At 61.5% G+C, this 24,006-nt stretch carries 23 protein-coding genes; 8 read left to right on the top strand and 15 right to left on the bottom strand.

The window, feature by feature from the left end:
• Positions 1 to 106: 106 nt before the first annotated feature.
• A complete protein-coding gene (locus tag ACQ4L4_RS04785; RefSeq protein ID WP_431103091.1) occupies positions 107 to 640 on the top strand; it encodes an FKBP-type peptidyl-prolyl cis-trans isomerase in 534 nt (177 codons plus the stop codon).
• 54 nt (positions 641 to 694) lie between these two features.
• Here ACQ4L4_RS04785 and ACQ4L4_RS04780 read toward each other — a convergent pair whose 3' ends face one another.
• From ACQ4L4_RS04780 to ACQ4L4_RS04740, 9 genes are all read right to left on the bottom strand, one after another.
• Positions 695 to 1,123: a hypothetical protein gene (locus ACQ4L4_RS04780; RefSeq protein ID WP_431103090.1), complete on the bottom strand. Its 429-nt coding sequence runs from the start codon at positions 1,121 to 1,123 to the stop codon at positions 695 to 697.
• A 94-nt stretch (positions 1,124 to 1,217) separates the two neighbouring features.
• Complete coding sequence (locus ACQ4L4_RS04775; protein ID WP_431103089.1) at positions 1,218 to 1,670, bottom strand: hypothetical protein; 453 nt, start codon at positions 1,668 to 1,670, stop codon at positions 1,218 to 1,220.
• 36 nt (positions 1,671 to 1,706) lie between these two features.
• Positions 1,707 to 1,895 carry a hypothetical protein gene (locus ACQ4L4_RS04770; RefSeq protein ID WP_431103088.1) on the bottom strand — a complete coding sequence of 63 codons (189 nt, stop codon included), beginning with the start codon at positions 1,893 to 1,895 and terminating at the stop codon, positions 1,707 to 1,709.
• 36 nt (positions 1,896 to 1,931) lie between these two features.
• Positions 1,932 to 2,102, bottom strand: coding sequence for a hypothetical protein (locus tag ACQ4L4_RS04765; protein WP_431103087.1), 171 nt, complete (start codon positions 2,100 to 2,102; stop codon positions 1,932 to 1,934).
• A 37-nt stretch (positions 2,103 to 2,139) separates the two neighbouring features.
• Entirely contained in the window at positions 2,140 to 2,814 is a 675-nt protein-coding gene (locus ACQ4L4_RS04760; protein ID WP_431103086.1) for a hypothetical protein, read from the bottom strand.
• A gap of 34 nt (positions 2,815 to 2,848) precedes the next feature.
• Positions 2,849 to 3,352 (bottom strand): hypothetical protein, encoded by a 504-nt coding sequence (locus ACQ4L4_RS04755; RefSeq protein WP_431103085.1) that lies wholly within the window; start codon positions 3,350 to 3,352, stop codon positions 2,849 to 2,851.
• Between the two features lie 374 nt (positions 3,353 to 3,726).
• Positions 3,727 to 4,665 carry a hypothetical protein gene (locus ACQ4L4_RS04750; RefSeq protein WP_431103084.1) on the bottom strand — a complete coding sequence of 313 codons (939 nt, stop codon included), beginning with the start codon at positions 4,663 to 4,665 and terminating at the stop codon, positions 3,727 to 3,729.
• A gap of 195 nt (positions 4,666 to 4,860) precedes the next feature.
• Positions 4,861 to 5,754, bottom strand: a complete 894-nt coding sequence (locus ACQ4L4_RS04745) for a sensor histidine kinase (RefSeq protein WP_431103083.1) — start codon at positions 5,752 to 5,754, stop codon at positions 4,861 to 4,863.
• Between the two features lie 373 nt (positions 5,755 to 6,127).
• Positions 6,128 to 6,352 (bottom strand): hypothetical protein, encoded by a 225-nt coding sequence (locus tag ACQ4L4_RS04740; protein ID WP_431103082.1) that lies wholly within the window; start codon positions 6,350 to 6,352, stop codon positions 6,128 to 6,130.
• 60 nt (positions 6,353 to 6,412) lie between these two features.
• On the opposite strand from ACQ4L4_RS04740, the gene ACQ4L4_RS04735 reads away from it, so the two are divergent.
• A complete protein-coding gene (locus tag ACQ4L4_RS04735) occupies positions 6,413 to 7,813 on the top strand; it encodes an IS110 family transposase (RefSeq protein WP_431103081.1) in 1,401 nt (466 codons plus the stop codon).
• Between the two features lie 142 nt (positions 7,814 to 7,955).
• Here the strand turns inward: ACQ4L4_RS04735 and ACQ4L4_RS04730 are convergent, their stop codons facing one another.
• Together ACQ4L4_RS04730 and ACQ4L4_RS04725 are read right to left on the bottom strand one after the other, a co-directional pair.
• Positions 7,956 to 10,604, bottom strand: coding sequence for a DEAD/DEAH box helicase (locus tag ACQ4L4_RS04730; protein WP_431103080.1), 2,649 nt, complete (start codon positions 10,602 to 10,604; stop codon positions 7,956 to 7,958).
• Positions 10,601 to 11,572 (bottom strand): HamA C-terminal domain-containing protein, encoded by a 972-nt coding sequence (locus tag ACQ4L4_RS04725; protein WP_431103079.1) that lies wholly within the window; start codon positions 11,570 to 11,572, stop codon positions 10,601 to 10,603. The genes ACQ4L4_RS04730 and ACQ4L4_RS04725 overlap by 4 nt, the downstream gene beginning before the upstream one ends.
• Positions 11,573 to 12,750: 1,178 nt before the next feature.
• On the opposite strand from ACQ4L4_RS04725, the gene ACQ4L4_RS04720 reads away from it, so the two are divergent.
• A complete protein-coding gene (locus ACQ4L4_RS04720) occupies positions 12,751 to 13,968 on the top strand; it encodes a hypothetical protein (RefSeq protein WP_431103078.1) in 1,218 nt (405 codons plus the stop codon).
• Positions 13,969 to 14,031: 63 nt separating this feature from the next.
• Here ACQ4L4_RS04720 and ACQ4L4_RS04715 read toward each other — a convergent pair whose 3' ends face one another.
• Positions 14,032 to 15,009: a hypothetical protein gene (locus ACQ4L4_RS04715; RefSeq protein ID WP_431103077.1), complete on the bottom strand. Its 978-nt coding sequence runs from the start codon at positions 15,007 to 15,009 to the stop codon at positions 14,032 to 14,034.
• 365 nt (positions 15,010 to 15,374) lie between these two features.
• Between ACQ4L4_RS04715 and ACQ4L4_RS04710 the strand changes: the two genes are divergently transcribed.
• Positions 15,375 to 15,686 (top strand): hypothetical protein, encoded by a 312-nt coding sequence (locus tag ACQ4L4_RS04710; protein ID WP_431103076.1) that lies wholly within the window; start codon positions 15,375 to 15,377, stop codon positions 15,684 to 15,686.
• Between the two features lie 37 nt (positions 15,687 to 15,723).
• Positions 15,724 to 17,241 carry a HEPN domain-containing protein gene (locus ACQ4L4_RS04705; protein ID WP_431103075.1) on the top strand — a complete coding sequence of 506 codons (1,518 nt, stop codon included), beginning with the start codon at positions 15,724 to 15,726 and terminating at the stop codon, positions 17,239 to 17,241.
• Between the two features lie 113 nt (positions 17,242 to 17,354).
• Here ACQ4L4_RS04705 and ACQ4L4_RS04700 read toward each other — a convergent pair whose 3' ends face one another.
• Positions 17,355 to 18,188: a hypothetical protein gene (locus ACQ4L4_RS04700; RefSeq protein WP_431103074.1), complete on the bottom strand. Its 834-nt coding sequence runs from the start codon at positions 18,186 to 18,188 to the stop codon at positions 17,355 to 17,357.
• Between the two features lie 116 nt (positions 18,189 to 18,304).
• On the opposite strand from ACQ4L4_RS04700, the gene ACQ4L4_RS04695 reads away from it, so the two are divergent.
• Both ACQ4L4_RS04695 and ACQ4L4_RS04690 read left to right on the top strand, forming a co-directional pair.
• A complete protein-coding gene (locus ACQ4L4_RS04695; RefSeq protein WP_431103072.1) occupies positions 18,305 to 19,270 on the top strand; it encodes a hypothetical protein in 966 nt (321 codons plus the stop codon).
• A gap of 243 nt (positions 19,271 to 19,513) precedes the next feature.
• Positions 19,514 to 20,236 carry a DUF4365 domain-containing protein gene (locus tag ACQ4L4_RS04690; protein ID WP_431103070.1) on the top strand — a complete coding sequence of 241 codons (723 nt, stop codon included), beginning with the start codon at positions 19,514 to 19,516 and terminating at the stop codon, positions 20,234 to 20,236.
• Between the two features lie 146 nt (positions 20,237 to 20,382).
• Here ACQ4L4_RS04690 and ACQ4L4_RS04685 read toward each other — a convergent pair whose 3' ends face one another.
• Complete coding sequence (locus tag ACQ4L4_RS04685) at positions 20,383 to 21,006, bottom strand: hypothetical protein (protein ID WP_431103069.1); 624 nt, start codon at positions 21,004 to 21,006, stop codon at positions 20,383 to 20,385.
• 83 nt (positions 21,007 to 21,089) lie between these two features.
• Positions 21,090 to 22,076 (bottom strand): hypothetical protein, encoded by a 987-nt coding sequence (locus ACQ4L4_RS04680; RefSeq protein WP_431103068.1) that lies wholly within the window; start codon positions 22,074 to 22,076, stop codon positions 21,090 to 21,092.
• Positions 22,077 to 22,563: 487 nt separating this feature from the next.
• Between ACQ4L4_RS04680 and ACQ4L4_RS04675 the strand changes: the two genes are divergently transcribed.
• Positions 22,564 to 23,988, top strand: coding sequence for a hypothetical protein (locus ACQ4L4_RS04675; RefSeq protein WP_431103067.1), 1,425 nt, complete (start codon positions 22,564 to 22,566; stop codon positions 23,986 to 23,988).
• Positions 23,989 to 24,006 lie beyond the last annotated feature (18 nt).

Below are 24,006 nucleotides of genomic sequence, written 5' to 3'. Positions count from 1 at the left end.
CCGGAGGCGCCGGAAGCGGCCGGGGCACGCTTGGACGGGATCGGGGATGTCTGGGGGGACTTGGACTTGGAGGTCATGGGCGCGCATTGTCTGAGAGAATTGCGCGATGCAAATCACTGCCCCCTGCGTCGTCTCCCTGACTTGGAGACTCGAGGACGCCCAAGGCCAATCCGTCGAGGTGCTGGACCCGCCGATGGAGTTCTTTTACGGTGGCCAGGACCTGTTCACCAAGGTCGAGGAAGCGCTGGCCGACAAGCTCGCCGGCGACGAGGTCAGCGTGGCGCTCGAGCCCGAGGACGCGTTCGGCGACTACGACAGCGCCCTGGTCTGCTTCGAGCCGCGCGAGGTGTTCCCCGAGAACGTCGATGTCGGCATGCAGTTCGAAGGACTGCCCGAAGGCGCGTCGACGCCCGACATGCCCGCCGACCGCATCTACACCGTGACCGAGGTCTATCCGGAGCACATCGTCCTGGACGGCAACCACCCGCTGGCCGGTGTCGGCCTGCGCATCCACGTGACGGTGCACGATGTGCGCGAAGCCACCGAGGAAGAGCTCGAAGCCGGCTCGCTGGGCGACTCTGGCTTCACCGTTGCCACCGGCCTCACCGCCGGGCCGGGGCCGGATGAGCCGATCCACTGAGCCCCACCGAAGTCCGAATCCATGGAAGCCCCGCGATGCGGGGCTTTTTGCTGTCTAGACGCCGAGCAGGCGCCACCGCGCCTCCAGCGAAGCGAGCTCCGGTTCGGCATGGGGATCGCCTGCTTCGGCCGCCAGGGCATACCAGCGCCGCGCGGACTCGACATCTGGAGGATCCTCACCGATGCCGAAGCCGTATCCCCGGGCGACTTCGAGCTTGAAGTGCGGATCGGGCTGGTGCATGGCCAAGGCCATCATGTGCTTGAAGCGCATGCGCATCGCGCCCTGGACGGACTGGTCGCCGATCATCAGCTCATAGGCTTTCAGGAATTCGATCTGGGTGTCCCGGTCGTCGTCGCGGGCGATCGCTTCGGCTTCGGCGAGAAGGCGCCCGACCGTCGCGGGATCCTCGTCGCGACTGGCGAGCGACAGGGCCATCGCGACGAGCGCCCAGACCCGGCCCTCCTCGATGGCTTGATGGAGCAAGCGGTTGACGAGTTCCTCGTCGCCATTGACCGCTGCGTCCAGGTAGTCCCTCCGATCGATCACGGCCCGCCTCGTGCTTCTTGTACCCGCGACCTCATTGCTGCGCTCGCTCCCGGAGCTCCGCCGGCGCCATCGTCGTCACCGAGATGGCCCGGACTCCGCCGATCGGGGAATGCAGGGACAGCAGCATGTCGTCTCGCCAATATTCGAGGACCTCATCATTCATGCTGTGTGAGCGCCGCCATCCGCGGCCGTCGATGAACGAGACCATGACAGTCTCCGGAGGCCGGCCCAGCGGCGCCGACAGCGCCACCCTCCCGAACCAGCGATGTTTCCCCGACCAGTCCACGGGCCCGCACTTCGCCAAGGGAGGTTGCGAGAGTTGCTCGCAGAGGAGGGACAACTCCCGTTCGATGCGCTGCCGGGCTTCAGGACTGAACGTGCCGAGGGTCTCCCGGTTCCTGGCGGGTCCGGTGATGAAAACAAAAACAACGTAGGTCGCCAGCGCGATGGCGCCGAACACCTTCACATGGACCTTGATGCGCATCTCCCGGCTTCCTCAAGACAAAGATTCGTGGCGAGATCAACAGTCCCAGATCGCCCGCTGGAACTCCTCGCTGGGTTCGAAGGCCAGGCCGGTCCTCTTGCCGCGAAATTCCGCCACGCGCCAGCGGTCGACCTCCAGCCAGACGAGGAGTTCATCCGTTCCGGATGGAGACTTGCAAGGCACCCAGACGCGGACGGACCAGTTGCCTGGAATGTCGTCGGCCAAGGCGGACTTCAGGTCCTGACCAAACGCCAGGCCCGCCTAGCGCCTCAATGCCGCGGTATCGAGCAGCGTCAGATCGACGACGAAAGGATCGAAGCGACTTGAACCGACGTCGTAGCTCTCCGGCGGCAAGTGACGCAGGCCATGCCGCACCAGGGCCACCACCGAGAGCCATTCCGCTTCGTCACCCCAATCGTCATCCTCGTCCATCGGTGCTCCAATCTGGCGTTCACGCGTCCACAGATTCTCACGCCTGCATCAGGCCTGACGTGCAGCCGTCCCGCAGGTTGCCACCATCGTCGAAGAGACTATCGAGTCGACCGAATTCCGCAGTGACATAGGTGGCCAGATCACGCCACTCGGCAATGACATTCCCACTGTGCTCCAGTGCGATCACGCGCTTGTCACTCTCCAGACAGGCGACAAGAACACCATCCGACCGGTAGCCACCAAAGACAAGCGCCCTCTTGCCGAGCACGGTCCGCGCGGGCGTGTTGGCAGAAATCAATTCCAGCGGCTGCGAGGTCTTCCAGGGATCATTCGTGCGAATGCCAAAGAAGTTCAGGTGTCCGGAGAAGAAGCGCGCGCCGTTCAGCGCCTGCAGCAGTTCCCGATAGGCGCTGGGGAAACTCCAGAGTCCTGCGTCAGCGAAGTCGGCGAACGCACTCGAAGGCAATCCTTGGGGTCGCCAGACGCTGGCACCCAAATCCCCCCAGCATTCGTCGATCGTCGATGACGGGAGCGGCGCATAGAGGACGGAGAACCACTTATCCTCACCAGGAAACTGCGGCACACGTTCGCCCAACATCAATGCATTTCCAGCGGACACTCGCCGCATCCCCTCGCGTCGTTCCACCGCTTCAAGAATGATCCGAAACGCATCTGAACGATTGCGTCCTGACTCGAGCAGGTCTTGATCCACCGATGGACTCCTATCCAGGCGAGTTGCGACAGCGCTACTTCGCGGTGGTCGCGATGAATGTCCGAACGCCGTCCCTGGGGGCATAGATCGAAAGTTCCATGTCACCCCGCTCGAAAGACACAGCATCGCCGGAGGTTGTGGCGTGCGTCCACCCGAGCTCCCCGAGCATCCGCTCAACATCGCTTCGCTCCGGCGGACCATTGAAGCCCTGGAGCTCAATCTTCCCGAACCAGCGATGTTTCCCGTGCCAGGCCAATTCGCCGCAGCGAGCGACGCGTTGACGCTCGCTGGCCTCGCACGCCGTCGCCAGCGTCTGCTCGATCTGCGCTTTCGCTTCCGGACGGAAAGTGCCAAGCGCCTCGCGATTGCGGATGGACATGCCCACCATCGCCGTCAGGGCCGCCAAAACCAGGGCAACGTGGCCGGCGATGATGGTGCTCCGCGCTTCGATCCCCGCGATGCCCGGCACGACCGTGACCGGCACATTGATGCTGGCGGCACTACTCGCATTGACGGAGAACTCGTGAGGCGTCGTCATCTCGGCCCGCGCATCGGGACTGGTAGCAGGACTGCCGCCGCGACCGCCGCGTGGCCGGACAAGCACCGCATCCCGTCCGGAGACGGACTCAACAGGGTGTGGAGATTCATTCACATCGTGTGTCTTCCGCCTCGTGCCGCGTCCGGGACCGGACAGGCACGGGCAGACCCGATGCGGATCGACCGCGAACGGTCGATCGCACACAAGCTGCGCGCTTCCTCCCTCCCCTCGACGCGGCGTTGCTCCGCGTGTCAGGTCTTGCCGTGCGTATTCGCATCTGGCAAGACCAATGGGCGCGCAGTATACAAATTACTTAACGAATATTTAACTCAACATCAACACCAAAAAAACCTTCCTGCGAGGACATCCTCCCGTCAAACATCGCGGGCACAAAGCCGCCGATAGAGATCGAAGACCTTCGACTCCAGTTCGGCCGGACTGCAGCAGATGCGTGCGCCGATCAGCCGCGCGCGATAGTTGTGGATCTGCTCGCGAACCGCGTGCGACCAGCTCTGGGTGCTCGGCGTCAGATCGAAGGTGCTGCTGCGCAGCACGTGCAGCCAGCCGATCAGCACCGGCTCCGGCACTCCCGCCAAGGTCTCGGCGAGGGTCTCCGGCGGTCGCGCCCGGCCGGCATGCAGGCGGTGGAGCATCAGCAGCCGGATCACCAGCGCCGGGTCCGAGGCCGCGGTCATCGCCAACGCCTCATGCGGCGCGCCATGCCGCACCAGGCGGAAAAGGCGCCCCAGCACGTCCAGGTCGCAGCTCGGCAGCGATCGCGGCGACTCCTCCTGCGGTGCCATCAGCAGATCGCCCTGGAAGTAGCGCACGCCCAGCGCCTTGAGGCGCAGGTAGTCGGCGGACTCCGTCATGCGGTCGGCGATCAGCGTCGCACCGGCCTGGCGCGCCAGCTCCTGGACCGTCGCCCAGGCGCTTACCGGCGCCAGCGACACATCGAGCTTCACGAACGAGACCATCGGCAGCCAGGCGGTACGCGCATCATCCGGCGACACCACGCCCGCCAGTGCGAAGCGGTAGCCTCGCGCATGCAGTTGCGCGATGCGGCGGGTCACCGACTCCTGGACGGGCATGCCCACGGGCAGCTGGATCGCACCCAGCGAGCCGCACAGGACGTCCGCGATCGGACTGAGCAGGGTCGCCGCGTCCATGTCGATGAACAGGCAGCCGGGACGGCGATGCGCCAGGCCGCCGTCGAGCAGGGCCTGGCTCAGCAGCAGGCTGGTCGCATAGGCACTGGGCGGCGGCGCGCGGCGCGAGCCGGCGCTCCATCGGAAGCACAGTTCCTGTCCCATCGGTTCGACGGATCCGTCGATGATGGATTGACGTGCGAAACGGGAACTGGCCGGTTCAGGTTGAATCAGCAGCCGGGCTACCGTAACGCCGTTGCGGGAGGGTCGGGAAGATTGCATGACCATGGAAATCGTCGGCAGACCCGGATGCCCGGGCGGGATATCAGTATTTCCAGGAACGGCCAAACGTTCGATGGCTCAGCTCAGTGGCAATGCAGCGGTTTCCGACTGGGAACAGTCGTCGACCGACTCGTTTGCTGAGTCCTGGGCCGGCAATATCGTCAACGGCAGGCTCAAGCAGGTGCGCGCGCCTTGCGGCGTGCGTTCGAAATGGAAGACCGCGCCGATGCGCTCGGCGCGGCGCCGCAGACCGTGCAGTCCGGTTCCTCCGGTCAGCGGCGACTCGTCACCGGACGTCGCCGCGCGCTCGTCGCGCTGGGCCGCCCCGGACTGGCCGTTGTCCTCGATGAGCACTTCCAGCCGCGCGCCCTGCTGCACCGTCATGCGGATCGAGAGCCGGCTCGCCTGGGCGTACTTGATGGTGTTGGCGACGGACTCCTCCACGATGCGCATCACCTGCCTGGAAAGATCAGCCAGCAGCACGATCTCAGGCCCTTCGGGAATGTCGTACTCGATCTGGAAGTCGGCCCGGGTGAGCGATTCGTCGAGGTTGCTGCAGTAGGTGAACAGGATGTCGTGGATCGTCCGCTGCTCGTGGACCTCCGTCACCGAGATGATCTCGCGCAGGTCCTTCAACGCGTCCATCAGCCCGCGCTCGAGGCGGTCATGGTCGATCTCGCGGTCTCGCACGCTGAACAGCGTCGTGACCAGCTTGGAGCCGATGCCGTCGTGCAGGTCGCGGTAGATCCGGTCCCGCTCGGCCTGCGCGGCGGATTCGGTCTCCATCTCGCGCTGCCGGTTGTAGCTGATCAGCAGCTCCCGTTCGCGCTGCTGCAGCGTGTCCGTGAGGATACGGTTGTTGTCGCGGACGCGCTTCACGCTCGCCTGGAACTTCGTCAGCAGGATCTGCGCGACGACGAACAGCAGCAGCGGCACGCTCAGGTGGCTCAGGAAGATCGGCGTCACCAGCATGATTTGACCTAAAAGAGTCTTGAGCTCTAAGAAAATGTCTTGAGCTAGACAAGTGTCTTGAGCTGTACGGCCGCAGAACGCCTCCTTCGCCTGCCAATCTCATAAAAGAGTCATGAGCTTCTGGCCGCAAGGCCGCGTCGCGACCACGCCTAGCCGCACACAGCGCCTTGATCAGAAAAGGTGAAAAAATCGCCTGCCAGCCGCGGCCGAATTCTGAGTTTGGCTCCTCGACCACCGTCGGCCGCGCTTCAAGCTCGACAACCTCGCGCTGGAAGCATCTCTACCGCTCAAGCTGTCACCGGTCCGGCTGGCGCGGCACGGGACGGACGCAACCGAGCCAAGTGGCCCCTTGGCTGGCGTCGCGCGAGGCGCTTCACTTCAAGCGCTTGAAACGCACCAAGTCCACGTAGCGCTCGCCAGCTTCTTCCCTCGCCTGCTGGGCAACTATCTCCACAAGCCCCTGCTCGGCCAGTTCATCCAGACGCTCCAACTCGCGGGAGAAGCGTTCGAGCGTCTCGATCGCGTCCTGGTGGGCATCAAATGCGAATGTCTGCTCGCTTCCCGCGGCGGCCATTTTGTAGATGTGGTCGATGAGCATCGCCAACTCCCCGCTTGTGTGGAACCCAGTCGCACGCCCATCTAGGCCGGTCTTGAGCTAATGGCTCGGCGGCAAGGGGTGTGCCACGCGGGGCGAACGGGCGGAAGTTTCAACACACGCGAGGAGACGGAAAGCACATATCCGGGCCAAACCTCCCGCCCGCCCAGTACAGGGAGCGGGCGAGCCCTTCCCTCGCAGCTTTTCCAGGATGGGGGGCGAAAGGGTGCTTGCGCCAGAACCTCGGCCTGGTTGCCAACGTCAGCTCAGCGTTCTATCTACTACGGTAGGTCAGACGTGGTAGCCACCGGCCTCGTCTTGTTCCACCTCGAGGAGATGGCGATGGATACGCAAGCGGTTCGCTATGTCGGGATCGATCTGGCGAGGCGGATTTTCTCGGTCCAACTGCAGGATGCAGACGGCAGGGACCTTGGATCGAAGCGCCTTGACCGAGAAGAAGTGGCGCCATTCTTCGCATCTCTTCCACCCTCCACGGTGGCCATGGAGGCCGCTGTAGGCGCCGGATACTGGTGCGAACTGTTCGCAGACATGGGCCATACGCCGCTGCCCCTACACCCAAGAGCTGTCGCACGTCTGCGGATGGGCCCAAAAAACGACAAAAAGGATGCCGCTCTCATATTGCTGGCAGCCAGACTTCCGGATGCCCGAGCGGTCCTTGTGAAGTCAAGAGAGCAACTCGCGGTGCTCTCCCTACATCGCATGAGAGACCTAGTCATTCGGCACGAGACCGCATGCGCAGGCCAAGTGCTGAGCTTTCTATTAGAGATGGGCTGCGTGCGCTGGAGGAGTTCGGCTGATCTACGAAGGGTGACCGAGGAGGAGATTGACGCCGAGATCGGTCGCTGGCCAAGCGAGTTTCAGTTCACCATCCGCTCGGGTCTGGCGCGACTGCGGGCGGCCCATGCGGAGAACCTGACGATCAGGCGAGCTCTTCAACGTTGGCACGCCACACATCCGAGAAGCCTCACCCTCGCGACCGTCCCAGGTGTTGGCTACGCGGCGGCAACGGCGCTAGCAGCCTCGATCCCTGACCCGCCACCATGGCCGTCGGGCAGAGCGTTCTCCTCATTCCTAGGCTTGGTCCCCGTTCAACGCTCGTCTGGGGACTTCACTCGTCTTGGACGGATTGGGCGCGGCGGAGACCAAGCGCTCAGGCGATCGCTGTTTATGGCCAGTCGAAGCGCCGCGATGTTTTGCTTCAGGATGGGTGAAGGGCCGAGCTGTCTCGTATCGCTGCTCAATCGAAAGCAATACTTCGTGGCCGTCTGCGCGCATGCTGCGCGCCTAGCTCGAACGTGCTGCCAGATGCTTATTGACGGCACGGAGTTCGAGCCAACCCCCGCGTGGACCATGGTGCCCTTTGCGGGCAAGGCACATACTGAACCTGGGGGCGTGGCGAAGCGCCGCACGACAGTCGATCCCGAGCCGCACATGGAGCTTTGAGCTCGATCCATCGCCGGGGATTGTTGTGCGGAACTCCGGCTCGGCAGTGGGACTTCGAGTCCGTACGGTTGCAGGCGCCACGCTCCCACGGGGATATTGGTTCTCTGTTCAGCGGCCACACCCGTGGCCGCTTGTGGCTCCGTTATTCCTCAACATCACCTTGGACCGACTCCTCCTCCGGCAGCAGGCCCTTCGCCCGAAGCTCCGCACGAATCAAAGGTGAGAGCTGCGACAACATGTCCTCCTGCTGGGACTGCAGCCACTTCCGGACCTCGTCCGGCGTCAGCGAAGAGTCGGTAATCAGCGACGCGACCGCCGACGCGCTGATGCGAGACAGGCCGAACTCCACGAGCGACCTTCCCGTGTTCGTAGACACGCCGAGCTCGAGCGCCAGCGAAAAGTCGTACACCTGAGGGACCAACTCGGCATGACCGGCTTCCATCAGAGCAAACTTGGTGAGGTCGACATACGCCTTGGCCCACTGGACGAGCTTGAATCGAATCGTTTGTTCGATGGTCTGGAACATGTCGCGGATGGCAGCGTCGACAACCGCCTGTTCCGGCTTGCTCTTCGTCGACTGCTTGGCGACCGCCAGCTTGAATCGAACGGCCTCATTGACCAGCTGCGTGAGCGGTTCTCCTCGCATCCACTTCAGCGCCGTCACGGTGACATGGGACACGTAGCCCTTCGACTTGGCTCCCTGTTCCCCCGAGAGGTTCAAGCCGCCAAGCTGCTTGAAAAGGCGCCGGAGGATGCTTTGATAAACGGTGTATGAGTCCGACGAAGGATTCGTCGGGATCAGCTTGGAGAACTCCTTCGCTCGCACCAGCTCCCTGATGCGCTTCAAGAGCGAGGCCAGTGCCACCGGGTCAATCATCCAGCTGTTGGTCAATACGGATTCGGGCAAGCCGAGCCGTGTCAGCGCACTGTCGGCCGATGAGGCCAGTCGGCCCAGTTGGTCGGCGGAAAGCTGCAGCCGGCCGCGGCCGAGCAGCGTCTGCAAGTTCCCTTGCGCTGCTCGGAACAGCACCAAGCCAGCAGCGGCGGTGGTCCGCTCATCGGCCCGTTTCCGCTCTTCGTTGACCGCTTCGCTACCCGCTACATCCAGCAGGTCTACGACCGCGTCGAACGAGTCCTCCAACGCATCCTTGAATGCAACCTTCAGCTGGAACGGCTTGCGCTTGGTGAGCAGCTTTTCTTCCCAGTTCTCGTAGTTCACCAGGAACACGTTCCCGACGACCTCTTCGCCCAGGCGTCCGGCTCGCCCAGCGAAGTTCCACAGCTCAGCCTCGTTCAAAAGCTCTCCGCGGTTGCCACGGGTGGGCGTATCGATAAAAACGTTGCGCGCCGGCAGGTTCACTCCCTGGAACAGGGTCGTCGTGCAGCAGAGGTAGTCCAAGTTGCCTTCACGGAAGCTGGTCTCGATGCCTTCGCGAAGAAGGCTGGGCATGTTTCCATAGTGGAAGGCCACGCCATGGCGCACGAAGCGCGCCAGCGAGTACTGCTTGTGGACGTGCTTCTCGATGAAGGCCGCCAAGTCGTTCAACGGGCCATCCTCCTTGGACGCCCGGTTCAGCGCGATGAGCGACGTCACGTCCTCTGCGTTCTTGGCCCCCGTGGCGTACACCAGCGATCGCCCTGCAGCGCCGAACTCTTCGGCCACGGCGGCAAGCTTCGCGTCCTCGCTGAGCGCGAAACCCCTCCTGAACTTATACGAGCCGATGGGTTCGAGCCGTTCCGGCGTCACCAAGTCGAGGTGAACCGCATGCTCGTCCTCCAGCGGAAAGCGCACGCTGATGCGGTTCTGCACCACCGGGGACAGGTTGGTCTCCTTGACCTCCAACTGCTCAAGTCCAACGCTTTCGCCCACTAGGTCGAAGCCGCTGGCACCCGGCGCCAGGAACAGAAAGCGCGCGTCCGGATTGGCGTCCCGCACCTTCTCCAGGGCGTCTTGCAGAATCATCCCGCGGCTGTCGTCGCCGATTGCTTGGGCCTCGTCCACGACCACGAGGTTGATTTCTCCGGCGAGGTCCATCGTCGAGAGCAGCAACTGCGCTCGCTCCTGGGTCAGCACATAAATCTGCCGAGGCCTACGCTCCGGGTCTGGCACGGGGATGGTGGTTATACGAACGCTGTTCCCAAGAGCGGCGAGCTTGCGCTCAAGCTTTCCTTGAATCTCCGCCAGCAGCGCGCGAGTTGGCGCAACGTACAGCGCCGTGAACTTCTGGGAGCTGCCTGCCGCCTCGCAAAGGTGCTCGAGGACGACAAAGGACTTGCCGGCAGAGGTAGGAGCCGAAATGGCGGTGGCAAGCCGCGCCTTCAGGCTAGACCAGACTTCCAGCTGGAATTCGGTGAGCGGCATACGCCGGTCGGCCATCTGCACAGAGTTGAGCTCTCGAAGGAGAGCGCTGCGAAGCTGAGCTTGCAAGCCCAGCTCCTGCGGCGACTGCTCTTCAATCAGCTTGAGACCAGGGAAGTTGCCGAGTCCGGAGAGGATGTGGGCGGCAGCGGTCCTCACGCCGGGTTCGTCCGTGGTCAAACTGGCGAAGACGGCAATCTGCTGGGCAAGGTCGCGACTCTCCTCGTCTTCCGCGAGGGCGAAAACGCTGGCCGAGTTCAAGAGTCTGACCAGGCTCGCCTCTTCCAAAGCTGGTCCCGTGACGGCGGGCTGCTCGCCCATATTCGCGACCAGGGTGGACCGGATACCGACGGCGCGCAGCCCGGCAAGGTCAGCCCAGAACTTCGGCTGCTGCCGGATATCGCTAGAGACTTCAGTGGCAAAACTTGTCATGGTCGAGGATTCAGTTCAGCAAACAGACGCTTGATTTCGTCGATGTCGGGGACAGCAACAAGGAACACCTCGCAGTGACCAAGGTCGAGGCCCTTGGACTCCGCTTGGCGCTGAAGGTTTTCCTTGAATCGGATGTGCTTCCCTGCGTATAGCGCCTGAAAATTCTCCTCGTGAATGTCGAGCGGCTTGCTGTGATCGACAGGCAGACGCTGCCCGTACGCCGCCTCCGCGAAGACCAGGCTGCCGGCGTGGACGTCCCGTCGCCGCAGGTGGCTGCCGTCCCCGACGTAGTCGTTGAAGAAGGATTTCGCCGCCTCACGTTGCTCGCCCTGCAACACCTCCAGGTTGGAGAAGTCGGAAGCGAGTCGTAGCTCGTTGAGCTTCCTTCCGCGGTCTGCCCGGTATTCCGCGATCGACGCGACCATGTCACGCGACGCGTCGGCAGCGGAGGGGACGAGCTTGGACTCAAGCAGGTAGAACGTCACCGTCCCGTCGGCGTTTGCCTTGGCATGCAGGCCATCGACACCATGCACTGGCATGCCGCTCGAAGTCTTGAGCGCCATCTTCGAGCCGATCTGGGCGGCGCCGAGATAGTGCACCGCAATGACGAAGGACAACAGCTCGCCGAGCTCGCCATACCGGGCTTTCGTCTCCTTCTCGAACTTGATCAGGAGACTGCGAGCCTCCAGCTGCAGACGCCCATGCGCAGACGTACTCCCCCCGGTCCTAGAGCGAGATCCGTGCTCATTGGCCTTCTTTCGCTTGGCAAGCGGCACCACGTAGTCGACCAACTGGGCGGTAAGCAGCTCAACCAGCGCATGCACCTCTGGCTCTTCGCCATGAAAGCGCACGAACAGAAGTCGCGGCAGCCGCAGTTGGGGGTCGGCGACGACCTCCTTGATGACGTTTTCCAGTCCTTCAATGGGATCGAGAAGCGCCTCGAACGCCCCTTCATCAGCCTCAGTCACGCATTCCCTCTCGCAAAGTCACGTGTCAGTCTGCGTAAATTACAATTACGCTCGACATTATTGAGCATGTAACTCGTTCGACTGGGGCTGGCGCGCAAGCTCGGCTACGGTCACTGCTCATCGAGTAAAACGTAAAACAGCGTCCAAACCCGACATGGGCGCATCGCACCTTCCGGTCAGCATTGCGCTCGCCGGCTGGGGCGGCACTTCCAAGATGCATCGCTCTTGCGTGCTCTGCGTTCCGCTGGCCGTGGCGCCAATGGTTGGTCGCCTCAGCGAGGCGCGCCAAGGTACCGCTGCGTCAGACCTGCGCGCCTTCCGAAGGATTTAAGTTCTGACGCTATACGGGACATACACACCAACATCTTGACAACATGGAACACACTACACATGCCTCCCGCCCACCCTCGGAGAGTAGTGACGGAATGGGGCTTCTGACAGGGATCGTCACCTCGCCGCTTGGCGTCGGAATGGCGGTTGACGTCTTCTCCGCTCCCGAACGAAACCCGCTGAATGAGCCCGCGACATGGGCAGTCTTGCTCACGCTCCCCTTTGTCTTGTTGAGCATCATCTTGCTGCTTGGGCTAATTGCAGCTCATGCGGAAGAAGCAGCCAGGGCGCTTAAATCGATTGCCGCACGTCTCTCAGGAGACCGCTAATGCACGTCTGTCCACGGACTGAAATCCGTAATCAGGTCGCAATACGATTCTCCGTCGGAGTGAACCTCACCACGGACGGATTCTGCAGCTAGCGCGTTTGTCGTGTGACATTGCTCACGCCATCTCCGCGCACTGGGAATGTCACAAGATTCACATTCTCTGCGGCTGACATCGACGATCGCACACTCGTGGTTGCCACATGGTCCAGAGACTTGAGACCGAAATGGCATAGGTGTCAAATTATTCGGGAACTAAATATCCGACAACACTGTCTCGGTGAATGAAATTTAGCTTCTTGCAGCGAGCTTCGCACGGATGTTGACCTGGTCTCGGAGAAGCAACTCACCGTGCGGCCTTCATCCAAGAGAAAACCAATTCACTCTGGAGTTAGTGGCTTATCGACTTCAATTACAAAGTAGGGGCGCGGCATTGAGACAAGAGGACTCATGCCCTCCGATGGGTAAATCTCACATCGGTGGGGCGGCATTCGCCGCGATCAGAACAACAATTTGATAGCAGATGATGCCCCGCACTCCTGTAAGCAAGAATCGAACGGTCCGGCTCGAACGAGAACAGCTCTACAAAGACATCTGGAGTCATCCAATGTCGAGGCTGGCGGAGGCTCTTGACGTGCCCCGAAGCGCTTTGAGGATTGCTGCCCAAAATCTTGAAATTCCACTCCCGCCAGCCGGGCATTGGACGCGCCTTCGAAGCGGCCAGCCATCCGAACCCCCGCCCCTTGCAGATTCGCAGAGCCAAAACTTCTTTGAAGTGGAACGGCGCCTCGACTCCGATAACGAGTTGCGCCAGGAAGTCAAGCAAGAGCAAGCGGATGAAATCTACTACCCGGGTCTCATCCTGCCCCACATGCGACCGACCCTGACGGCTTGCCTAGCGATCACCAAGACGATTGCTACTGCCCTCGCCGCCCGGGATGCATCCGAGCAGCCGCCACACCCCTCACCCCAGCCCTTCGGCCTGGCAGTTTCCTGGGACAACCGAACGCGTGCGCTTCTGACGTTGGATCGCGCTGTGCGTATCGCTTGCGCGAACGGCGGCGCCCTGGACGTCGAAGAAAATTCCGAGGATCCGGTAAGGCTCTTCTTCAACGGCTGTTCGTTCGGCCTCAGGCTGGCGGAGTTTGAGCCGGTTCGACGGTACCGCGTTCCATCGGCCGGTCTCAAGACGCACCTCAAGGTTCTCGACGATGAGACGCTTCCTTGGATGCGGCTGGAAATTACGGGAGAGGATCTGGGCCCGGCTTTGGCGACGCTCGAGGACATGTCGGAGCAGATCTTGGCCGACCGTCTGCCCCAGCTCGTCGAAATTCTGCGGGACCTCTCCAGCGCGCAGCTCAACCGCTTCGAGCTGGCCAACCATTCACCAGCGCCCCCGCAAATCGAAACCTCGCCGCGCAGGGAGGCTGCGATGTCACCTCCGCCTCAGCCCGCCCCCATCTCCCCACCTGCTGAAGCTGACGAGGAGGCTGCTACGGCTGCATTCCATCGCCCGGTGGCTGCAGCCGCACCGCGGCCGTCATCAGAACATTTGATGGCGGTCGAAGAAATGGCGTCTCGTTATGAGCGAGCTAACAAGCTGCGAGACCTGGCGGCAGCCCTCAAGGACAAGGCTCCATCGTCTAACGCGGAGGTCATGAGGCAAGTGGCATGGATTGAGCATGCGGCGAACTGGCTTGACCCAACCGAGAGCCTCATCGGACCAACGATTGGAAAGTGACTCTGCAGGAGCGAAGGCCTACGCACTGCGTCCCACGCTGGCACTGGTGGCGGGCAGCGAACTTCACTTCCCGCATCCCAGCGTTTGCACGAGCGCGTCATCCCCCTTCTTGATCGCGTCGATGCATTCCTTGAACTTGATTTTGGCGAGCTCGAGTTCCAGCTGCGCCGCAACTGCAGCTGTTTCGTTCTCGGCAACGGTCTTTCTATCAGTGAAGGCCTTGCCAATCGCAGCAAAGTAGGCACCGATGACGTCGGCTGGAATCTTGAGGGCAGCCACAATCTCTCCATCGGTGTCCTGATCGAACTTCGTGGGGACTCCGTCGGTGAAGGCGAAGTCGGAAGTGTTCACGGCGAACATGGCTCTCGCGACCGGCAAGAATCTGACCGGTGACTCTGAGGGGGAAAGCACGATGTCGCTACTGTCGACGCCCGCTCCAGCAACTCGAACTAGGTACGGAAGGTCCTGGCGGTAGAAGACCCCCGACGCGCCATAGCCAGAGGCGTCTGCTTGCTTCAGCGCTGGCGCGTCTTGTTTGACCAGGCCTTCGCTCAAAGAGGTGATAGTGACGGTCAGCCCGCATGGGTTGTCCCCGACCGCGCGCTTCAAAGGCAGCGCATACACATGAGTCGTGGTCCCCTCAGCACAGTCGGGTTCTTTGGGAGGCGCGAACGCAAGTCCGCGCATTGCACCCTTCGCTGACGCGAGGCTTTTCAAGGCCTCGCCGATGCCCGGGGTGGTTACGGACTTGGTTGAAGTCAACAACCCGGCCGTACTCACCCCCACCTTCAGCTCCGTCCTGGCCAAGAGGCTCTTTTCGAAATCCAGGATGAACGACTTCTTGTAGTCAGCGAAGGCGCTAGTCGTGCCGATGGTGACTGTCGTCTTGGCGCCCTCGCGGACAACCGTGACTCGGATGTCCTTCTTCGGAAGGTAGTAAATCAGACCATCCTTCGCCTCGGTGGCGGGCCTTGAGCTCAGACTTGAACAGCCGGTGAGCGCCGCAATCCCGAGCAGAAGAATGAGTTTGAAGATTCGCATGCGGATCGCCTCCAGTTGTCGCTTCAGGTTAGGAAGCGAGAGGCGGGCACACATCAGCAAGCCGTATGAGAAACCACAGGGGAAGTTGCGCCAATTGACAACGGCAGATTACCCCGAACCAGTCCCTTGGCCAAGCTCGGTCCCATGACGAGGCCACCCCTTCCGCCGAAGCTCGGCTGCCACATTTCGCGGCACACCAACCTTGCATCTTTGAAATCAACGGCTTGGCACAGTCCCGCCCATGCTGCCAACAGACTTGTCCACAGGCGACGGGGACAGCGGGGGGTGATAGGCAGCCCGATGACGACCCAGAGCGGGACTTGAGCAGGCGGCGCTATACGAGCAATCACTCTCGTAGGGTCAACATGCATGTCTCACAGCTCCGGAACGTCAAGCTCGGCGTTTCGAAAAACATCCGCGAACTAGGCGAGGAGGAGCTGGACCCCAGAGCCCGCTTTGTCGCGATGAAGATTGCCAAGGCTCTGCAGAACGAGGCGAACTCCCTGGCGGCGTGTCTCGCCGTATTCGGTGACATGACGCTCAAGGAGCTCATCGCTCGCGCGAACATGGTCGATGTCGAAACAGCAGACGCAGACCGACGCTCGCTGAGGCACGCGGCACAAATATCGAGCCGCGCCCTCAGGAAACTGTCCCGCATGTCGATCAAGGTCTCATGACGTAGGCCCGGCCGGCGCCACCAGGCTCGCAGAACCTATGAAGGCACGGCCTTCTAATCTCACGGGTGAACGGCCCCTCCCCCTTGAGGTGCTGACACGACCGCCACTCGGGCTACTCTTGCGACCGCCAACAGCCCCATCCCACCCCGTGCACAAGTTCGTCCTAACCGATCCACAAGACTTCACTGGCACCTGGCACCTTCCAGCCAAGACGGCGGAGGGCGGCACCAGCACGGAGCCATTCCCAGTCAGCGGAACGCTCAGATGGGCGAAGGGCGAGGCCCGCCTAGCGTTGGATGGGATGCTCGCCGCCGCCTCCTCCGAACAGTCTTCTAAGTTCCCCGTAGTTCACGGAACGACACGCAAGGCCGAGCTGGTGACGTTGCTCCGATCAATCGAGGTGCACAGCTCTTCCAACTGGGGCCCAGCCGGCCAGAAGCAAACTCAAGAGCTCCTCTCGCATACCGCCGTCGTGGGCGGGCATGTCGACGGCGACCAACTCTATGAATCGCTTACGGCTCGGATCCCGGGCCTCGAAGATTGGCTCGGCGGAATCGGCACGACGTTCACCCGCAGCGCATCCTCGGTCACCCTGGAGATTCCTGGTCGCACTGCGGAGGACGTTCACATCCCCTCGACCGGCATCGAGCTCGAATTCAGTGTGGGCCGCAGCCACCACGCGCTCTCGTCTTCAGAAGTGCGCTTCACTTTCCCTGGCTATCTCACCGTCCGACCAGACCAACCGGCGCGGCTGTCCGATCTGCTGGCGCACCTTTATAAAGTTCGCGCGCTGCTCTCGATCCTCGTTGCCTCCCCCATGTTTCCTGACTGGATCACGGTGCAACTTCCGGGAAACGAACGAGCCAGCGACTTGAACATCTTGGTAGGTCTTTGGGATGCGGAGCTTTGCCGCCACAAGTCGCAGCATGACCACTTTCTCCCGCGAGCACTCCTGGGTGAGAGTCTCTCCACGGTGCTCAACACGTGGTTCGAAGTCTTCGAACAGATCGCGAGTCCGGTGAGCTTGGCGCAGGATGTACTCAATTCCACGGGGCTTTGGAACCACGTCCTATTCTTGAGCCACATGCAGGTTCTGGAAGGTCTGCATCGCGCAAGAGGCAACGGCCTCTACATGGATCAAGAGGAGTACGACAAGATCGCCGGTCATCTAGCGGGACAAATTCCGAAGTCAGTGGACCCGAACCATCGCACGGCCCTCAAATCTCGGCTCCAGTTTGGAAACGAGATCTCGCTGCGGAACAGACTGAAGGCCCTGGTTGCCGGACTGCCCGAGGAGATCCGCCAGCTTGTTCTTAATGCTGACTCGATACCTGGATCCTGGGTGACCACCCGGAATTTCTACACCCACTGGGACCAGGCGTCCCACCACTTGGTCCTCAAGGACATCGAGATACATGCTGCTAACGTGAAGCTCGGCATGCTCATCCGCGTTCTCCTGCTACAGGTGGCCGGGGTTCCCCAGGCGGCGGTACTTGCAGCGCTCAACGGTAATAGCAAAACAGCACAAGAGGTGCACCAGAGCCGCGGCTGGTAGACCAGAAAGTTTCCGTCCGCCGCCTGTCTCCACGGCTCTTCGCCTCCGCTCTTGGTGCGACTGGCCTCCCGTTTCGCTACCCAGCGAGACGCTGTGGTGATCGACCTAGCCGATCAGGCTCCCCCGAAAATCTCCCAGAGACCATTCGTGCCTCCTGGTGCCGGGAGCTTCCTGGTCTTCCAATGAACGTTCCCTTCCGCGACCACCTGAATCAGCGGCGGTACACCCAGACAGACCCTGTGCCGCAAGCGCCCCTCTGGACACATGTCCCAGACATTAATTCGGCGGCGCTGCTCCTCGGCCGGGGCCATCAGCGTTATCTGCGGGCTCGCATAGATTTTCGGCCCTGCGCTGCCCTTGTACGCGACAGCGTCTGGGAACCCGACCTCCCAGGGATCTACAGGCGTTTTGCCGTGTTCCACCAGGTGCTGCCCGATCGGAATTGACTTATCGACAAGCACGAAGTGCATCTCAAATTCGTCAGCGTTCGCGTTCAAGCTCAACTGATGCAACTTGCGCACATCGTTGCGGAAGAGGTGCCGCTGCTCTGGATCCGCGGAGCACGCAGCCTTGACTTCAATCACGGCCTCCACGTCGCAGGCTGGAATTGCCGCGACGACATCCAGCGTTCCGTTCCCAGCTCGTGACAAGCGAACTTGGTGTTCTGACTTTAGGACGACTATGTCAGAGGCCTCTTTTCCTCCCGTCACCTTCATCTCATGCTGAATGCGGAACACCGGTGTGGCCAATTGCACCAAGCCGCCTACCCCCGCCCCTCCGTCCGACAGAGTTCCAAAGGTATCCAACGATGCATTGGACTTTTCCAGTTGCTCCTCGATCAGTCGCCCTAAGCGAACCTGAAGATTGATCTCCCTCAAGAAGCGCAGAGGTGCCTCCTGGTATTCGTCAAAGAGCGTCCTGATCGCAGAGGCAAAGATTGAGTTCACGGTGGCAAGTTGTCTGGACGGAATTGGCAGAGCGCTAGGCCCGCATCCCCCACTTGGATGCGTGCTGCGATTCTCACGGCGCCAGGGCTAGACTCCCGCTAAAACTGGGAGCTAGCATGAAGGATCGACGAATCCTGGTCGCTTTGGCCTTCTGCGCGATGGTCACCACGGTGTTTGCCAAGGGTGGTGGCGCTGTCGCCGTACGCGGCTACGTCAAGAAAGACGGCACCTACGTCGCACCGCACATGCGGTCTGCTCCAGACGCCAACTTCCAGAACAACTGGAGCACAACGGGAAACATCAACCCGTACACCGGAGAGCCGGGCAAGGTTGACACTCCTCCCGCAGTTCAGTCCGGTGTAGCGGCACCGGCCCGCACATGGACTCCTCCCGCGTCAATGGCCCCGGCGCCGCTTATCTATGCGCCGGCGATCCCGGCTCTAGGTGACGCGGGCGTGAACCCGCACACCTCTGAACCAAAGCAGCCTTTAACTGTTGCGCCGGCGGCCCCGGGGACGACACCGGCCACCCCAGCCTGGCTGCAAGTTCCCGTCGTGCCTGCGGCCATACATCCCCGCCCCACCCTGGCACCCACGCGAGCATCTCAGCCCGCGACCACGAGCACCAGACACATCGCCCCGTCCACCGGCGGCGACAACGGCGGCATCAGCGACTATCTGCAACAACAGAAGACCAAGGACGCGGCGCGCGCGCAGTTCTGGCGCGACAAGGGCTACTCCTTCGATCCGACCTACATGTCGGCCTACGCGATGGACCAGAAGGTGAAGGACATCGAGCGCGCGTCGTTCTGGAAGCAACGCGGCTACACCTTCAGCGCTGAGTTCATGAGCGCCTACGCCATGGATCAGAAGGTCAAAGACATCGAGCGAGCCACTTTCTGGAAGGCTCGCGGCCACACATTCAACCCTGAGTACATGTCCGCGTACGCGATGGACCAGAAGGTCAAAGACATCGACCGTGCTCAGTTCTGGGCGACCAAGGGGCTCAATTTCAATCCCGACTACATGAGCGCGTACGCGATGGACTATGAGGCGGCGCGCCGAGGGGTGTCTCCCCGCTGAGATCTCGTCCCTTTCCCCCGCCGTCCTCTGCGTTAGGCCTGGCTTGCACATCCGACATCACTTCTGAAGCCGTTCAAGTAGCCAGCCTTCAGATCTGATGTTTACGTTTGCTCGACCCACGATGGCAAGAAGCTCCTCCACGAAGGACGGGAACAGGGTGAGCGGCCTCAAGCCCCTGCACTTCACTCGCCAAGAAGCCTACAGAAGCACAGTTTCGCTTGGACGCTCCGTTAGCATGCGCAAATGGAATACGAGAAACGATCCGCCAGTGGCGATGCCGGCGAGTACTTGGCCGCCTACAAACTCACGAAGCTGTTGGGCTGGCCGTGTCGGCTCTATGGAGTAGACATCGGCGTAGATGCAGAACTTGAAGTCTTGGACTCCAACTCGCGGTCTCATGGCGACATCATCAAGGTCCAGATCAAAGCGATTTCAGCGCCCCCTGGAACTAAGGAGCTCTCGGTCTATGTCGACGCCAGGCACATCGAGTACTGGCAGCGCTTCTGTCTCCCCGTGATCGTCTGCTGTGTTGACCTTGAGGCAGAGAAGATCTACTGGCGCCAGATTACCGCCACCGAAGCCTTCCTCTCCGGCGGCGACTCCCGAAAGGTCACGTTCGATCGAAGCCGGGACGAGCTTTCCGCAGCGTCGAAAGACGCGCTAGAGCGGCTAGTACAGCCGCCAGAGTCGAAATCGATACAACCGTTGATGGCGGAGCTTGAGCAAAGGTACTCCAACTTTCCGGTGGGTTATTTGCGGTTTCACTCGTTCGATAAAGTCGACGAAATCATCGAAAAGTGTGACCATGTCGATGGTGTCTTCAAGAAGCTCGATCCCGTCCTGGCATTCTTTCCCTGGCGCATCAGTTCCTTTGCGAACGCGAGGCTCAACCAGATTCGAGATCACGTGCGCCATCTCAGGAGAGAGGCAAGCATGGCGTACACCGACCTGGTCAATGGCGGGTAGTACGTCCGTTAGCCTCGGTTCACGAAGCGCCATCGCGCCAAGACTCGGTGCCTTAAAGGATGGGCAGGTCGGGCCACGGAGTTTCTTCTAGTTCTCGCCCAGCACCTGCAGCCCTCGCGAGGGCCCTTACTAACGCATTGCCGCACCTACGCGGGCAGCCCCTCCGACCGGTGCACCTGTCCTGTCTGGGGGTCAATCGGGCAGATCGCCTGGGAAGCGTCGTCGTAGACCACCATCATGGTCTTCCCCACCGGCCGAACGCTGTTCAGCCTCTCGAGAACCGCTGCGTTCGCGCTGCCTGTGTTCAATTCCTCCAGCAGATCAAGGAAGCTGCTCACGTCGCGTGCGAAGTCTCCTTCCGTCGCCTGCCTCTTCACAAGCAAACGCAACCTCGTTCCGAAGATCGTCTCTCCAACCATCGAGAAGTTCAGTGAGTACGGATAGCTTTCTTGCACCTTACCCGGACGCCCTACCAACGTGACGTTGGGAGCGCTGGGCCCGAACGCCGTACCGTACAGCTTCTTAAGACTGGCCTTCAGCGTCGGTAGTAGCTCCTTCCCCAACTCTTCAAGCATTCCACCGAACACTTTCTCGGCGACGAAGACTGTGACCACCGTTGCGATAGCGAACGCAACGCTTGCCATCGGACCTGGCGGGTCAATCTCCTGGACGTGGACATCAACGCCACGCCCCTTCAGCTCATCCCGAAAATCATCGAACGCGGCGCCGGAAATGACATTGACATGAACGATGGACAGCGGCGTTTCCATGCTTGAAGCTCCCTTGATTTGATTGGATAGACTGGTTGTCGCTGCGACCGAACTTAACGCGAACGTCTGCGTCAAGCAGCTACTCATCCTCGCTCCTCTGGGGACTTCCAGGTTCGTAAAAGAGCCACAGGATCAAGGGGGCCAATCAGGTCGCGAGCCTTGGCAAGTCGCTCCCGAAGCTGTTCTGCAAGATCGGTGTCGCTTCCCTCCCCGACCGCCTTGACCCGACCTTCGACCGCGGCAAAGTAATCGTGCGTCCGACGCACTTGGTCCCACTGAGCGATCGCATTCATCAGGTCTGCGCGTGACTCCTCTCGCCTCTTCGCCTGAGCGGCTCGTGCCTCCTCCTCCCGTCGACGGCGCATGTCCTCCTGCCAACGCCGATGCCGCTCCTCAGCCTCCGCTTTGGCCGCCGCGACCTTGTCGACCAAAATCGGCGACATCTCCTCGAGCTCCTGAGTGATCGATGGCAACAGCCCCAACAGCGCTCGAGGCTTCGCCTCCGGCCAGCGCTTGAACCAGTTGATGTTCCGCACTCCACAGTAGGCCTGCAGGCAGAACCTTCCCGAGGCCCAGTCCTGCGTCGTCGTCCAGTGGGCTGAGCGGTTCGCGAACCGCCGGCGTTGGTCAGGCGATAGGTCTCTGACTGGCATGTACTTGCTGTTGCCTACGTGCACCATCTCGACCTGTTCGGTCATCTCGAACAAGGTCAAGCCGACGGGGAAGCCATCGATGTAAACCACAGTGGCGCGATCGGGCGACCATGTACTTTGGAGGTACCGCCCCTTCTGGGCTACTTCTCGCAAGTCAAGCTCAGCTCTACCAATCTGCTCGCTCCGTCCCACCAGGGCCACCCGATGTCCGCGTGCCTCCAGCGTCGTGTACAGCGCCCTGGCGAGGTCGATCGCCGCTCCCAGTTGCCCCCGAGAACTGAGGACGTCCGGCATTGAAAGCTTGTACGGTCGAAGGATTCCGTTGTCGTCGTAACGAGCTTCCCTAACCTTCTCGAAGTGCTGCGCCAGACCCACGAGCAGCGGATGAGAGCGCGACCCCTTGTGTCGATTGCTCAAGCCCGCACTCTTCGAGGTTGCAGTCTCCGGCTGCCCATCTGAGGGTGATGCCGCTCGCGTCGCCGTCTCCAACACAAGCTGCTTGCGTCGGAGTCGCTGGGTAGTCCCGATAGAGTCCCTCGGTGCCCAGTCCGTGGGATCTCCTGGCAGCGCAGACGGGAGCGCCGGCTGCGGCATCGCCTTGCCGAATTCAAGCTTTGCCCAGTGCCCGCGGCCAGGCCTTGGAATCCGCAACTCCGTACAAACGCTCGCCAGATAGGTAGCCGAGACACCGAAGCGCTCGGCCACCCTCAGCATCGGCTCCTTCCAAACCTGTTCGTACAGACTTTCGCGCGTGACTCGATCCGGCATTCCGCTTCCCTGGCCCCGTTGTAGAGACGTACCTCGCTAGATCGCGCCCCCCTCTAGATGGATGGGCTCCCTCCCTCGGTCGGCGCCAGGATCTGCGAGAAACTCCCAACAGATTCTGCTGCACGTCACTACATAAATGGAAGCCTTGAATCCCTCAGTCGATTGGATCCGGAACCTCTACGTCATGCACCTAGGAGGCGAGGACGACGATGGCCTGCGCGAAGACGCCCTGGCCAGAAGCGTCTTGCGCGTCACGTGGAATGTTCCACCTGAGCTGATCCAGCGGAAGGACTGGCTAGGCATCGAGCGTCACCTCAAGGCGGGTACGGCCAAGAACAACGCAACAGAGGCATCGGCGGACACTTCACGGCTGCGCCAGGTTGTCGAGTCCACTCCGAACGACGTTTGGGTAGCGTTTATCGACCGGCAGCTCTACTGGACTCGCTTGGCGGACGGACCCTTGGAGCTCGGCGACGGCCCCGGCGCCTACTTCCGGCGCACCTCCGGTTGGCGCTCCGCCGGGCGGCAGGGTGAGCCGCTGCGGATTGATGACTTGGGTGGCCCGATCCTCAAACTCTTCCAGCGAGTTCGGCCGACGGTGCATCTGTCAGTTGCTGCCGAGCGTGAAGCGTTTTTGGGAGCCATTTTTGGGTCCGAGTGGTCCAAGCTGTCAAGAGGGCCTGAGGTTTTGCCCTCGGACCGAGCTCACCTAGTCAAGCACTGGTCGAAGCTCAAATCCCGTTGGGGATGGGTGGACGACCTTGCACATGGACTCCAGGCTGGAAAGCCTGGCGACAAAGGGTGGGTTGCCTCGATGTATTGGGCGAACAGCACCATGGAAAACGACGTGTCGTTCTGCATCGCCTTCCAGCGCATCGTTCCCGAAGGGGAGCGCGAGTCGGCAAGGCTGTGGTTGGACTGGCAGCGTAACGTGCTGGGCGGCCGAGATGCGGAGTACCGAGGGACAGTCGAAGGTCTGGACTCAGCGTATCGGGTCGGTTTCACGACCCAAAACGCGATCACGTTCCTGGAGCGGTGGACCGACGCTTTTGACCCCATGAAGGCCGACCATTACGGCCGATGGAAGATTCCCACGGAACCCTTGGCCACCTTAGATCCCGCGCCCTCCCCCGCGGAGACCTCTCCACCTGCCAAGGCCTCGCAGCCGCCCAGGCCGGCCAATGACCTGTGGCAATTCTCGATCGACTCGATGGTCAAGAACGCTCATAGCGCAGCCGCCGAGTCCGGGACCATCACGGAACGCGTTGCCAAGCACAAGGAAGTACGGATGTCCGCGGATGAGCTCAGGCAGCACATTCGCGAACTCATCGCAGCCAAGCAAGGTCGCTGCGCCATCACCGGGATCGAATTTCACTTTCCGGAGCCCGATTCATCGGGCACGTTCGAGCATGAGTTCTGTCCGAGCCTAGACAGGATCGACTCGGATGGACACTACGCCCGCGGAAACCTTCAGGTTGTCTGCCGGTTTATCAATCGCTGGAAGAGCGACAACGACGACACGCACTTTCGGCGGTTGGTCGAGCGGCTGCGAGCAAACTGAGGTCCTGCGTACCACCCT

This window comes from Roseateles noduli (genome assembly GCF_050626985.1).
In the GTDB taxonomy this organism is placed as follows: domain Bacteria; phylum Pseudomonadota; class Gammaproteobacteria; order Burkholderiales; family Burkholderiaceae_C; genus Roseateles; species Roseateles noduli_A.
This window is presented reverse-complemented; position numbering and strand designations above follow the sequence as displayed.

What these genes read in the sequence shown, in the direction of transcription:
- ACQ4L4_RS04785 (WP_431103091.1), top strand. Translation starts at nt 107, where the DNA reads ATGCAAATCACTGCCCCCTGCGTCGTCTCCCTGACTTGGAGACTCGAG.
- ACQ4L4_RS04775 (WP_431103089.1), bottom strand. Translation starts at nt 1,670, where the DNA reads ATGCGCATCAAGGTCCATGTGAAGGTGTTCGGCGCCATCGCGCTGGCG.
- ACQ4L4_RS04765 (WP_431103087.1), bottom strand. Translation starts at nt 2,102, where the DNA reads ATGGACGAGGATGACGATTGGGGTGACGAAGCGGAATGGCTCTCGGTG.
- ACQ4L4_RS04755 (WP_431103085.1), bottom strand. Translation starts at nt 3,352, where the DNA reads ATGACGACGCCTCACGAGTTCTCCGTCAATGCGAGTAGTGCCGCCAGC.
- ACQ4L4_RS04750 (WP_431103084.1), bottom strand. Translation starts at nt 4,665, where the DNA reads ATGGGACAGGAACTGTGCTTCCGATGGAGCGCCGGCTCGCGCCGCGCG.
- ACQ4L4_RS04745 (WP_431103083.1), bottom strand. Translation starts at nt 5,754, where the DNA reads ATGCTGGTGACGCCGATCTTCCTGAGCCACCTGAGCGTGCCGCTGCTG.
- ACQ4L4_RS04740 (WP_431103082.1), bottom strand. Translation starts at nt 6,352, where the DNA reads ATGCTCATCGACCACATCTACAAAATGGCCGCCGCGGGAAGCGAGCAG.
- ACQ4L4_RS04735 (WP_431103081.1), top strand. Translation starts at nt 6,413, where the DNA reads ATGGCTCGGCGGCAAGGGGTGTGCCACGCGGGGCGAACGGGCGGAAGT.
- ACQ4L4_RS04730 (WP_431103080.1), bottom strand. Translation starts at nt 10,604, where the DNA reads ATGACAAGTTTTGCCACTGAAGTCTCTAGCGATATCCGGCAGCAGCCG.
- ACQ4L4_RS04720 (WP_431103078.1), top strand. Translation starts at nt 12,751, where the DNA reads ATGATGCCCCGCACTCCTGTAAGCAAGAATCGAACGGTCCGGCTCGAA.
- ACQ4L4_RS04715 (WP_431103077.1), bottom strand. Translation starts at nt 15,009, where the DNA reads ATGCGAATCTTCAAACTCATTCTTCTGCTCGGGATTGCGGCGCTCACC.
- ACQ4L4_RS04710 (WP_431103076.1), top strand. Translation starts at nt 15,375, where the DNA reads ATGCATGTCTCACAGCTCCGGAACGTCAAGCTCGGCGTTTCGAAAAAC.
- ACQ4L4_RS04705 (WP_431103075.1), top strand. Translation starts at nt 15,724, where the DNA reads ATGAAGGCACGGCCTTCTAATCTCACGGGTGAACGGCCCCTCCCCCTT.
- ACQ4L4_RS04695 (WP_431103072.1), top strand. Translation starts at nt 18,305, where the DNA reads ATGAAGGATCGACGAATCCTGGTCGCTTTGGCCTTCTGCGCGATGGTC.
- ACQ4L4_RS04690 (WP_431103070.1), top strand. Translation starts at nt 19,514, where the DNA reads ATGGAATACGAGAAACGATCCGCCAGTGGCGATGCCGGCGAGTACTTG.
- ACQ4L4_RS04685 (WP_431103069.1), bottom strand. Translation starts at nt 21,006, where the DNA reads ATGGAAACGCCGCTGTCCATCGTTCATGTCAATGTCATTTCCGGCGCC.
- ACQ4L4_RS04675 (WP_431103067.1), top strand. Translation starts at nt 22,564, where the DNA reads ATGGAAGCCTTGAATCCCTCAGTCGATTGGATCCGGAACCTCTACGTC.